This is a genomic window from Nostoc sp. UIC 10607 (genome assembly GCF_047228265.1).
In the GTDB taxonomy this organism is placed as follows: domain Bacteria; phylum Cyanobacteriota; class Cyanobacteriia; order Cyanobacteriales; family Nostocaceae; genus Nostoc; species Nostoc foliaceum_A.
In genome coordinates, this window is sequence record NZ_JBIQNW010000115.1 from 1 (window position 1) to 11,406 (window position 11,406).

Consider the following 11,406-nt stretch of genomic DNA (forward strand, 5'->3'; position numbering starts at 1 on the left):
CCTTGACGGGAATTAAAACTACTGACCTGCCGCAATTTTTCATAGCACTCTCTTTCTTGGGGACTCAAATCTTTGGGGGTCACAATTTTTAACCGCACGATCAAAGCGGTACGATTACCTTTTGGATCGCGCCAGCCCTTGCCACGTAGCCGGAGTGCTTGGCCGGAATCCACACCGGCCGGAATCGTCATCGTTACCTTGCCATCGGGCGTAGGAACATCTATTTGTGCGCCAAGCACTGCTTCTTCTGGGCTGACAGGTACTTCGCAGGCAAGATTGTCGCCCTCAAATTTGAAGAAAGGATGGGGCAATAATTCAATTGTCAGATACAAATCGCCGCGTTGCTGACTAAAAGGACTCATCTGTCCTTTGCCTTTTACCCGAATGCGGCTTCCCGGTTTCGCACCCGGCGGAATACGAACAGTGATGGTTTCCCCATCAATTTGTAGCCGCTTCTGTGTACCGTGAAACGCTTCAGAAAAAGTGAGCGCGATCGCCGCTTCCGTATCCTGTGCGGGAACATCAGTGAAGCGGCCGAAAGGGTCTTCTCCATCGCCAAAGTCGGCGTATTCCCGGAATCCTTCTGGTCTTCTTGTAGTGCGATAATTAGCTGTGCGCTGCCTTGTACGACCGCCACTGCGACCTAACCCTCCCAGCAACTCATCAATGAAATCATTAAAGTTGCCATACTGGCTAAAGTCATAACCTTGTGTACCCGCCCCTCTGGGTGGAGGTGCACCCGCCGCAGCCTGTTGCCAGTACTGACCATACTGGTCATACTTCTGGCGTTTTTCCGGGTCGGACAGCACTTCATTAGCTTCGTTAATTTCTTTGAACCGCGCTTCCGCTTGCTTATCGTTAGGATTTAAGTCCGGGTGATGTTTCCGTGCCAATTTCCGGTAGGCTTTTTTGATATCCTCCGGAGTGGCGTTCTTACTGACACCCAGAATTTCGTAATAATCTTTGAAATCGGTTGCTGCAACCATCAGCACCTCTTGAGATTAACGCGATGGGACGGGTGGGGAGAGGAGCAGAGGAGCAGAGGAGCAGGGGAAGATAAAACTCCTCACTCTTGTACAGACGCGATTAATCGCGTCTCCTGGCTTCTGCCCTATTTGAGGAATCACCTGGTTTGACGACTTCGGATACTCGGTTGAAGAAACTAGAGAATTGTTCTTGAAGCTTGGCAAATGCGCCTGCTGTGTTCTCACGTGCCTTAACTTGCCGCTCTAGATTTTTAATTGCTTTGTCAAATGCTGCATACTCGCGATCGCCTCTGGCATATCCTAGTTCTTGAGCTAACTTGAGTTGGGTACGAGCATCTTCTAGCAACCTCTGTGCTGCGTCGCGATCCTTCTGGGCTAAAGTAACCGCAGTCACTAGATCGGTATGGGCTTTGACTAGCGGCAGGGGTCGAGCTTGTTCTGTCACCACTAAAGTTGAGAGCGCAAGTTGCAGCACGCCTTTGGCTTCATCAATTTTGCCTTCGTTCAACAACCGAGCTGCCTGCTTGGTAGCATCTGGATATCTCTCTAATGGCAGATTGACGATTGCTGTGCGAATCTCGCTCATCAAGTTGTTCAACAGTTCGCGAGCCGCCGGAAAATCTTCTGCATTTACAGCAGACTTAACTTGTTTGCGAATTCGGTCAACCAAATTAAAATCCTGAGGGGCAAAATCGATTATCGCTACCTCAGCCGCCACCGGAATCAGAGCTAGTTCAGGGTATCGTGCTACTAGAATGTCAATTTTTCCAGTTGCTCGTTCTAGGGCAGCAATTGCTTCTTGAGTCTTTCCCCGCTCAATGGCAGCGATCGCTTTTTTAGTTTCTTCGATTGCGGCGATCGCTTCTCGATCCAGTTTACTTTCAGCCTCAGCTGTTGCCTGTTGCCTCTCCTTTTCAATCTCCTGCTGAAGACTAGTATCAAGCTGATTCAATCTTTCAGGAGATACCGCAGCAGAGCTAACTGCATGAACAGGAGCGATGAATAAAAGCGAGGAAAAAAGAATACCCACGAACAGGACTTGCAGCCTTCTAAAGAATCTGTGATATTGGTTCACGATCATTCTCCTGGTTTATAAACTTGTTTTGCACCTGGATTGAAGAAGGTAGGGGGCGGAGGAGCAAGGGAGCAGGGGAGCAGAGGGGCAGGGGGGCGGAGGAGCAGAGCAGAAAAGACTAAAATTACCCTTGATTCTCCCTATCTCCTCTACTCCTTATCCCCCTATCCTCTTCTCACCTTCTGCCTCCATTAAGCTGGTTGGGCGGGGGCGGTTCCGGATATACGGTTGAAGAAACTAGAGAATTTTTCCAGGAGCCGACTCAATGGGTCTGCGGTTCTCTCGTTTGCCCTAACTTGCCGCTCGATATCTTGGATTGCCTGCTCAAGTTCTGCATACTCAGGATCGCCTTTGGCATACCCTAGTTGTTGAGTCAACCTGAGATGGTTGCGAGCATCTTCCAGCAACCTCAGCGTTCCTTCGCGATCGCTGTCTGCTATAGCAATTGCACTCATTATGTCAATATCGGCTCTAAGCAGCGGTAGGGGTCGAGCAACTTCTGTCACCACTAGGGTTGAGAGGGCAAGTTGCAGCACTGTTTTGGCTTCATCGGTTTTACCTTCGTTCAACAACCGGGCTGCTTCCTTCATGGCATCAGGATATGTCTCTAGTGGCAGATTAAAGATTGTTGTGCGAATCTCACTCACCAGGCTGTTCAACAGTTGACGAGCAGTACGAAAATCATCCCCATTCACAGTACTCTTAATTCGATTACGAATTCGCTCAATCTCATTAGAATTGTCAGGGGCAAGATCGATTATATTTACTTGAGCCGACACAGGAACAAAACCCAGTTCAGGGTATCGTGCTACTAGAATTTCAAGTTTTCCTGTTGCTCGTTCTAAAGCTTGAAGTGCTTCTTGAGTATTTCCCTGGTCAATGGCATTAATTGCATTTCGAGTTTCTTTGAGCGCGGAAACTGCTTCTTGATCTATGCATCTTTGAGCTTCATCTGTTGCCTTTTGTCTCTCGTTGTCAATCTCTTGCTGATTACGAGCATCTTCTTGCCGACCGCGATTATCTTGTGGATTCGATGTTTGGGCGTTCATAATTATTCTCCTGATTTGTTAACTTGTTTTGCGCCTCGATTGAAGTATGGGACAAGGGAGATGAGGGAGACTAGAGACGGGGAAAGGGTAAGAATAACTAACTCCTGCCTTCTGCCTTCATTAAGCTGGATTGATGGCTGCGGATACCTTATTGAAGAAACTAGAGAATCTTTCCTGAAGCTTGGCAAATGCGTCTGTGGTTTTCTCACTTGCCTTAACTTGCCGCTCCAGATTTTTGATTGCCTGCTCAAGTTCTGCATACTCAGGATTACTTCTGGCGTAGCCCAGTTCTTGAGCCAACTTAAGTTGAGTGCGAGCGTCTTTCAAAAACCTCAGCGTTTGCTCTGGATCGCTCTCTGCTAGATCGACTGCATCTACTAAGAGGGTGTAAGCATTGAGCAGCGGAATTGGTCGAGATTGCTCTGTTAGCACTAGGGTTGAGAGAGCAACTTGCAAAAGTGTTCTGGCTTCATCGGTTTTTCCTTCGCTCAACAACCGGGCTGCCTCTCTCATAGCATCAGGATATGTTTCTAGTGGCAGATTAAAGATTGTTGTGCGAATCTCGCTCATCAGGTTGTTCAAAAGTTGACGAGCAGTCGGAAAATCTTCGTTATTGAAAGCATTCTTAAGTTGAGTGCGAATTCGTTCAATCACATGAAGATCCAGAGGGGCAACATCGATTATGGATACCTGAGTCATGACGGGAACCAAGCCCAGTTGAGGGTATCTTGCCACCAGAATGTCAAGTTTTCCAGTTGCGCGTTCTAAAGCAGCGATCGCTGCTTTAGTATTTTCCTCCTCAATGGCATTAATTGCATTTCGAGTTTCTTTGATGGCGGAAACCGCTTCTCGATCTAGGCATCTTTCAGCCTCATCTGTTGCCTTTTGCGTCTCCTTATCAATTTCCTGCTGAAGACGAGTATCGGGCTGATTCAATGTTTGAGAGTTCATAATCTGTTCCAGTTAGTTAAGTTGTTTTGTGACTGAAATAAGTGCCTTTTTCGTCGCGATGGGCTACGCCCCACCGTAGGAGATCGCAACTCTGGAAATTTACGATCTGACTTTAGACCTGGAATAAGTGCCTTTTTCGTCGCGATCGAACACCTGTTTGACCCGATCCCAAGCCTTCGTCAAGGCATTATCTTTTCCATTGGCTTCTCTGAACGACCGATTGTAGGTATCAACAAAAGTTTTTTGCGCGTCGTCCGACAGATTTGCTCTAATTTCTGGTGAAATCTGCTCATTATCTGCCAGTTCACCTTTTGGTTGACGGGGAATCTTCATGTCAGTGATAGCGACTTCTTCCGCACCCGCACTTTCTAACAATGAGACAACTTCGTCTGCTTGTTCTTGTGGCACTTCCGCGACCAGTAAAAACTCACCTGCTTTCAGGCGTGTTTCGTAAATAGTAGCTTTGTCCTCCGGCATACCCATTGCGATTAAGGCAGATCCAATGCCTGCTCCCAAGGAACCATATAAAGCACCGCCTGCCGCTCCTAATAATGCTGCTCCCAAAGGGCCTGCTGCTACTACGGTTCCCAAAAAGGGAATGAACAACACACCCACACCCGTAAGTAAAGCCAACAGAGAACCAAACAGCGATCCAAAAATCGCTCCGGTGGCGAGTCCATCCAAGATCACATCTTGTTTAGTCACAAATCCGGAGATACGAGTTTCGGCGTGGAAGTCGCGACCAATAATCGAAATGTTATCTTTGGGAACGCCGCGCTCGATTAGACGCTCAACCACTTCTTGCATCTTCTTCTCATCTTTGAAGATAGCAGAGACACTTTTGAGGGCGGTTTTTTCAGATGTAGAAGTCATAAAAATTACTCCAAATTAAAAAACTAGATAACATCACGAAATGTGGCGCAGATTTAAGGACGCGGGGATAGGAAGAGAGTATTTGATAATTTCACTGCGTCACCCAGAGGGTAACGCACGCAGGCTCGCTAAAGCAGTTCCTTTAACTCTGAGAACCAGAGCAACGGACTGCTCGCTGAGTCTTGTTACTTTTGTTCCACAAAGTCTGCATCGATGACATCTTCACCGCCGCCTTGACGGTCTGTAGAAGTACCACCGTTTGGAGATGCACCTGCTTGTGAATAGACCGCAGTGCCGATTTGCATCAGGGCTTGTTGAATTTCGTTGGTGAGGGACTTCATGCGATCGATGTTGTTCTGCTCAATTGCCTGACGCAAGTCTCGAATTAAGCCTTCCACGCGGGACTTGTCTGCTGGTGGCACTTTGTCGCCCAAATCCTGAAGTTGTTTCTCGGCTTGATAGGCGACGGAATCCGCCATATTTTTGGTATCAATTTGTTCGCGCCGCCTATGGTCTTCTTCCGCATTGCGCTCGGCTTCTTTCACCATCCGCTCAACTTCAGATTTATCGAGGGTAGACGCACCTGTGATGCTAATGGACTGTTCTTTACCTGTGGCTTTTTCTCTGGCAGTTGCTGACAGAATCCCGTTAGCATCAATGTCAAAGGTAACTTCGATCTGTGGCATACCTCTGGGAGCTGGAGGAATCCCATCTAGTCGGAAGGTTCCCAGGCTCTTGTTGTCGGATGCCATTTCGCGTTCACCTTGCAGAACATGGATTTCTACGTTTGTTTGTGCGTCAGCCGCCGTTGAGAACACCTCAGACTTCTTCACTGGGACAGTGGTATTGCGCGGAATAATCTTGGTCGTCACACCACCTAGAGTTTCAACACCCAGCGACAACGGCGTAACATCTAGGAGCAGTACGTCTTTTACCTCACCCCCAAGCACACCCGCCTGAATCGCTGCACCCACTGCTACGACTTCATCCGGGTTGACACCCTGGTGCGGGTCTTTGCCTATTATCTGCCGTACCAGTTGCTGGACAGCCGGCATTCGAGTTGCACCACCCACTAGGATTACTTCGTCAATATCTGCGGGACTCAGTTTAGCATCGCGCAGAGCTTGTTCGACAGGAATGCGGCTGCGATCGAACAAGTCGGCGCACATTTGCTCGAACTGTACCCGCGTTAAGGTCATATCTAGATGTTTCGGGCCTTCCGAGGTTGCGGTAATAAAAGGTAAGTTAATGTTCGTCTGTGTTGCGCTTGACAGTTCAATTTTGGCTTTTTCTGCTGCTTCGGTGAGGCGTTGCAGGGCTTGTTTGTCTTTACGGAGGTCGATGCCTTCGTTACGCTGGAATTCGGTTGCTAACCAGTCTACGATTCTCTTATCAAAGTCATCACCGCCCAAGTGGGTGTCGCCACTGGTAGCTTTCACTTCAAACACACCATCGCCGACTTCCAGGATAGACACATCAAACGTCCCACCGCCTAAGTCAAATACCAAGATAGTTTCGTTAGTTTTCTTGTCAAGTCCGTAAGCGAGGGCAGCCGCCGTTGGCTCGTTGATAATTCGCAGAACTTCAATCCCGGCAATTCTACCGGCATCTTTGGTAGCCTGCCGTTGAGAGTCATTGAAATAGGCAGGGGTGGTAATTACCGCTTGCCTCACTGGTTCCCCCAGATATGTGCTGGCATCATCTATCAGCTTGCGGACTACCTCAGCCGAGATTTCTTCGGGTGAAAATTCCTTGTTCAGAGCGGGACAGTGTAGCTTGACGTTGCCATTACTGTCACGTACCACCTTGTAAGTAACTTGTTTTGCCTCTTGGGTGACTTCATCATACCTGCGCCCGATGAACCGCTTAACGGAATAAAAGGTGTTTTCTGGGTTCATTACACCCTGGCGCTTGGCAATTTGCCCGACAAGTTTTTCGCCCTTCTTGGTGTAGGCAACCACAGACGGAGTTGTGCGACCGCCTTCTGTGTTCGGAATAACGACGGGTTGTCCGCCCTCCATTACAGCTATACAGGAATTTGTAGTTCCTAAATCAATACCAACGATTTTTGCCATCGTTAGCAACCTCCTTCAAAGATTGGGATAAAAAATTGAGAGTCTGGATTCAGGACAAGTTGAACAAATGCCAATCGCCAAATTAGTGATGATTGAGGAGGAGCAGGGGCTAGTAAGTCAAAAAGTAAAAGTAAAAAGAAAAGAATTAAGAATTAAATTTCAAGACTTCATCAGTTCTCTTTTGCCTTTTGCCCTTCGGGTGACGCTCCTAACGTCGCTAACGCTGACGCTAACGCCACTTGCTTTATGCAGGTGTTCCCGTCCACCGTAGTGGCTCACCTTTTTACTTTTGACTTCATCTTGAGGAGTAGGGGAAGCAGAGGGAGCAAAGAGAAAGTTTTAGTAATTTTTACTACCTGAACAGCCCTGAATACACTTGTTTCTTTCTCTCTCCCTGCCTCCCCTGCCTCAAGAACTTACCCATCTCACTTTCATCGCATTGCTCCCGTTTGTAGATAACAACGGTCGGTAAAGTTACTACTCTCACGAATACTTTCAACGGACACCAAGAGTGAGAGTGCCTGGGGATATTCGTTCATTGCCCATCACCCGATAGAGATATAGGACTCCTATTTGATTTTTGAACAAGACTACAAGATAATACGTAGGGAAATGAAAGTCTGTTGACTATCTTGATGGAAAATTAGTTCTCAAAGCTTATGATGCGGGAAACTCAAAAAATACTATTGACTACCTACAATACTTGCTAGCTGACTCTCCCGACCAGCAATTACTAATTTTTTGGGATGGTGCTAGTTACCACCGTTTCAAAGAAATTCGAGGTTTTTTAGACTCTGTTAATCAAAGTTTGCCAACCGAGCAATGGAAAATACATTGTGTTCGCTTTGCCCCTAATTGCCCAATACAAAATCCAATTGAAGATATTTGGTTACAAGCAAAAACATGGGTTAGACGTTTTTGCGCTTTGGTTCCAACATTTTCTCATTTAAAGTGGATGTTTGAGTGGTTTATTAGACACACAACCTTTGGTTTTGACACTCTACAGATGTACGGAGCTTATTCAAAAATCAAATAGGATTCCTATATCATCGATTAGAAGGACACGGAGAGAAGTTGCGTGCGGGGATAGAGGGACATGGAGAGTTCTTTCTTTGCATCTTTGCGTCTCCCACTCTCCGTGTCTTTTCTCCTGCCTTATGGTTTGAGTACAACTTTGATACAGTTTTCCTTCTTGTCTTTGAAAATTTCGTAACCCCGGGGTGCTTCATCTAACGGTAGACGATGGGTGATCACGAAAGATGGATCGATCCTGCCATTTTGGATGTGATCGAGTAACGTGTTTAAGTACTTATGAACGTGCGTTTGTCCCATTTTGAATACTAAGGCTTTGTTCATGGCAGCACCCATAGGTATTTTGTCTACAACGCCGACATAAACACCAGGAATTGACACGTGACCGCCTTTGCGACAGTCAATCATCACTTGCCGCAGCACATGGGGGCGGTCTGTTTCCAGACGCACTGCTTGCTTTACTTCGTCGTATACTCCTTCTAGACCTGTGCCGTGTGCTTCCAACCCCACAGCATCAATGCAAGCATCTGGGCCGCGTCCACCTGTCATTTCTTTGAGGGCTTCACCAACATCTACTTCCTCATAGTTAAGGATTTCTGCCTTGCCTTGATCTTTAGCCATCTGTAGGCGTTCGGGAATTCGATCAATAGCGATGACTCGTTCAGCACCAAGTAGATAAGCACTTCTTATTGTGAATTGTGCGACTGGGCCACACCCCCAGACTGCGACAATATCACCGGGCTGAATATTACAGTTCTCTGCCGCCATATATCCGGTGGGGAAGATATCTGTTAAAAACACTACTTGTTCGTCTGTTAGTCCATCAGGAATCTTAAACAAACCAGTATCGGCAAAGGGAACGCGGGCATATTCAGCTTGACCACCAGCGTAGCCCCCTAGCATATGAGAGTAGCCAAAAATACCAGAGGGTGAATAACCCATGAATTTTTCTGCTAACCAAGCGTTTGGGTTAGAGTTATCGCACAATGACCAGAAGTCATGTTGACAGTACCAGCAGTTACCACAGGCGATAGGGAATGGTACAACCACGCGATCGCCTATATTTAAATTTTTGACGGCACTGCCTATTTCAACGACTTCCCCCATCATTTCATGACCCAGGATATCGCCCTTTTCCATTGTGGGGACGTAGCCGTTATAAAGGTGTAAATCAGAACCGCAAATTGCTGTTGTCGTGATTTTAATCACAGCATCACGCGGATTAATGATTTTTGGATCGGGTACTGTTTCTACCCGTACATCGTTGGCACCATTCCAGCAAACTGCTTTCATAGCCATTAGTCCTTTGTCGGTATTTACTTGTCAGTTGTCAGTGGTTATTTTCCTTGTCTCCTCTGCTCCCCTGCTCCTCTCAGTCCCCAACTCAAGGCTGTAACCTAACTACCTCGCGGTTGACCTTCTGTTGTGGCAATCTCGCCTGCTTCCATCAGCATTTTGAAGCCGCGTAAATCTTCTTTAATTTGCAGTTCTGGGTCTTCGCCAAATAATTTAGCGATGTCTGTGACGGGCTTCGCCAACGCAGCCCCAATCGCACCCCCAGGCGGGGTAAATTCTCGAACTGTTTTTACCTCAGTGCCACGATTCCCAGGTGCTGGCTTGAAGTGGACGCGACCAGAGGTTTCAATTGCTGCGCCTTCAACCGAAGTCCAGGCAATCAATTCGTTTTCTCGGTCTTCGGTAATGACTACATCCCACTCAACGCTTTCATTTAAGAATCCTTTGCTAATCCAGTGCGATCGCTTTTCGTCGTGTACCCTCACCTCTTTGAGATGCTTGATGAAGCGTGGCAAGTTATCAAAGTTATGCCAAAAGCGATAAAGTTCCTCTACTGGTTTGTTAATGGTTAAAGTCTTTCCAACTTTGACCCGTTGGTTCATGACTGTACTCATGACCATTGCCTCTTGTGTTTGCTATATGTCTTTTAATTATCAAACTTGGGACAAATAGATTTGTCTTAACTCTTCTATTGCTTAGAGTTATAGTTAAAAAAGAATTACTTATATTCTTTCAATAGTCTTAGGTTTCCAATAAATTGATACTTCAAAAGTAGTAATTGGCAGTTACCATATTTGTATACAAAAATACTTAGTTAATTTACAAAACAGTTGCGTTTTCAGAAGCAGAAATGGTGTTAGCACAACGCCAGCAAGCCTTCTCCCAAGGGGAGACGCTAAGAGCGAACGAGCGTAACTGCTGTTAGCGCAGCGTTCGCGGAGCGTCTCCCAAAAAGCAGAACAGCGCGAACGCATCTAAATATTTAATATTGAATGCTCAAGGTATGATTGTGAATTGTTGGAGGACACCGTACTCCCAACGGACTTTTAAAGATGTATTATTAACATAACCTGAGTTCGGGATAAGGAAAGGGACAGGTAAAACGCTGCGAAAGCCAGCCTCAATCGCTGGATTTGTCTCCTTTTGCTGCACCCTCTTGACAAATGTGCCATTACTTTAACCTCTCACCGATGCCATTGCCTATTGCTTACAATAACAACCATTTTTAATTTCAGAGCAATATCTGCTACTCTCTTGGCAAAGGATTGTACCAGCGATCGTTTGGTAAGAGCAGTTTATCTGACTCAGCTGGGCCCCATGTATTTGGTTCATATTCGTAAACAGGTGTGACGTTATCGAGAATTGGCTGGACAATCCGCCATTCCTCTTCCACGGTATCTTCCCGTACAAATAAGGTGGGATCGCCCCGCATAGCATCACCCAATAAACGTTCGTATGGTTCCATCTCGTCGCCACCTCCGTAAAAGGCTAGAAGTTCAAGCACAGAGCCGATCATATCTTCTCCAGGGATTTTAGCGCGAGCGCCTAATCCCACAATCACCTCCGGATCGAGTAAAAAACGAACATAATTAGTGTTTTCTTTTCCTCCTTCTTGGAAGACATCTAAAGGCGGGCACTTGAGCTTGACCATCACCTCAGTAGTTTTAACAGGCAAATTCTTCCCAGCCCGGATGTATATAGGAACTCCTGACCACCGCCAGGTATTAATAAATAACCGCACGGCAGCAAAAGTTTCGACTTGGGAGTCAGGAGAAACACCTTCTTCGTTGCGGTAACCGCGATATTGACCGCGAATAATCTCATTAGGTTGCAGTGAGGGTATAGCTTTGAGAATACGCTTTTTTTCATCGCGGATGGCATCAAAAGCCGTACTAGCAGGAGCATCCATGCACACTGAAGCCAATACTTGCAGCATATGGTTTGCCACTACATCCCGAATCGCACCAGTCTCCTCATAAAAGCGCCCCCGTCCCACCCGTGACAGGTTAAGTAAAAGTGCATTTTGTCAATCAGCTAAAATACTCAAAAGCCAGTTAGTGAAAATGATA

Annotated in this window: 10 protein-coding genes and 1 pseudogene; 2 read left to right on the forward strand and 9 right to left on the reverse strand. The window is 46.7% G+C overall.

The window, feature by feature from the left end; genetic code table 11:
- The 6 genes from ACEYW6_RS34625 to dnaK form a co-directional block, all read right to left on the reverse strand.
- A partial coding sequence (locus tag ACEYW6_RS34625; protein ID WP_412983359.1) for a DnaJ C-terminal domain-containing protein occupies nucleotides 1-986 on the reverse strand: 986 nt, incomplete at its 3' end.
- A 100-nt stretch (nucleotides 987-1,086) separates the two neighbouring features.
- Nucleotides 1,087-2,061 carry a YfdX family protein gene (locus tag ACEYW6_RS34630; protein WP_412983360.1) on the reverse strand — a complete coding sequence of 325 codons (975 nt, stop codon included), beginning with the start codon at nucleotides 2,059-2,061 and terminating at the stop codon, nucleotides 1,087-1,089.
- A 191-nt stretch (nucleotides 2,062-2,252) separates the two neighbouring features.
- Nucleotides 2,253-3,110, reverse strand: a complete 858-nt coding sequence (locus ACEYW6_RS34635; protein ID WP_412983361.1) for a YfdX family protein — start codon at nucleotides 3,108-3,110, stop codon at nucleotides 2,253-2,255.
- Between the two features lie 120 nt (nucleotides 3,111-3,230).
- Complete coding sequence (locus ACEYW6_RS34640; RefSeq protein WP_412983362.1) at nucleotides 3,231-4,061, reverse strand: YfdX family protein; 831 nt, start codon at nucleotides 4,059-4,061, stop codon at nucleotides 3,231-3,233.
- Nucleotides 4,062-4,160: 99 nt separating this feature from the next.
- A complete protein-coding gene (locus ACEYW6_RS34645) occupies nucleotides 4,161-4,934 on the reverse strand; it encodes a ChaB family protein (protein ID WP_412983363.1) in 774 nt (257 codons plus the stop codon).
- 185 nt (nucleotides 4,935-5,119) lie between these two features.
- On the reverse strand, nucleotides 5,120-7,009 hold the full coding sequence (gene dnaK / locus ACEYW6_RS34650; RefSeq protein WP_412983364.1) for a molecular chaperone DnaK: 1,890 nt from the start codon (nucleotides 7,007-7,009) through the stop codon (nucleotides 5,120-5,122).
- A gap of 67 nt (nucleotides 7,010-7,076) precedes the next feature.
- On the opposite strand from dnaK, the gene ACEYW6_RS34655 reads away from it, so the two are divergent.
- Together ACEYW6_RS34655 and ACEYW6_RS34660 are read left to right on the forward strand one after the other, a co-directional pair.
- Nucleotides 7,077-7,280 (forward strand): hypothetical protein, encoded by a 204-nt coding sequence (locus ACEYW6_RS34655; protein WP_412983365.1) that lies wholly within the window; start codon nucleotides 7,077-7,079, stop codon nucleotides 7,278-7,280.
- 348 nt (nucleotides 7,281-7,628) lie between these two features.
- Nucleotides 7,629-8,045: pseudogene (locus ACEYW6_RS34660) on the forward strand (transposase); the annotation flags it as partial.
- Between the two features lie 119 nt (nucleotides 8,046-8,164).
- On the opposite strand, the gene ACEYW6_RS34665 reads toward ACEYW6_RS34660, so the two are convergent.
- The 3 genes from ACEYW6_RS34665 to ACEYW6_RS34675 all read right to left on the reverse strand — a co-directional run bounded on the left by ACEYW6_RS34665 (nucleotide 8,165) and on the right by ACEYW6_RS34675 (nucleotide 11,333).
- Nucleotides 8,165-9,334, reverse strand: coding sequence for a zinc-dependent alcohol dehydrogenase (locus ACEYW6_RS34665; RefSeq protein ID WP_163938592.1), 1,170 nt, complete (start codon nucleotides 9,332-9,334; stop codon nucleotides 8,165-8,167).
- A 104-nt stretch (nucleotides 9,335-9,438) separates the two neighbouring features.
- Nucleotides 9,439-9,951 (reverse strand): SRPBCC family protein, encoded by a 513-nt coding sequence (locus ACEYW6_RS34670; protein ID WP_412983366.1) that lies wholly within the window; start codon nucleotides 9,949-9,951, stop codon nucleotides 9,439-9,441.
- 632 nt (nucleotides 9,952-10,583) lie between these two features.
- The gene (locus ACEYW6_RS34675) at nucleotides 10,584-11,333 is read right to left on the reverse strand and encodes a hypothetical protein (protein ID WP_412983367.1); all 750 of its coding nucleotides are present in this window, start codon (nucleotides 11,331-11,333) and stop codon (nucleotides 10,584-10,586) included.
- Nucleotides 11,334-11,406: the final 73 nt, after the last annotated feature.

Bases quoted from the DNA above. Each gene is read 5' to 3' on its own strand.
- ACEYW6_RS34635 (WP_412983361.1), bottom strand. From the start codon at position 3,110: ATGAACGCCCAAACATCGAATCCACAAGATAATCGCGGTCGGCAAGAA.
- ACEYW6_RS34640 (WP_412983362.1), bottom strand. From the start codon at position 4,061: ATGAACTCTCAAACATTGAATCAGCCCGATACTCGTCTTCAGCAGGAA.
- ACEYW6_RS34645 (WP_412983363.1), bottom strand. From the start codon at position 4,934: ATGACTTCTACATCTGAAAAAACCGCCCTCAAAAGTGTCTCTGCTATC.
- dnaK (WP_412983364.1), bottom strand. From the start codon at position 7,009: ATGGCAAAAATCGTTGGTATTGATTTAGGAACTACAAATTCCTGTATA.
- ACEYW6_RS34655 (WP_412983365.1), top strand. From the start codon at position 7,077: ATGCCAATCGCCAAATTAGTGATGATTGAGGAGGAGCAGGGGCTAGTA.
- ACEYW6_RS34665 (WP_163938592.1), bottom strand. From the start codon at position 9,334: ATGAAAGCAGTTTGCTGGAATGGTGCCAACGATGTACGGGTAGAAACA.
- ACEYW6_RS34670 (WP_412983366.1), bottom strand. From the start codon at position 9,951: ATGAGTACAGTCATGAACCAACGGGTCAAAGTTGGAAAGACTTTAACC.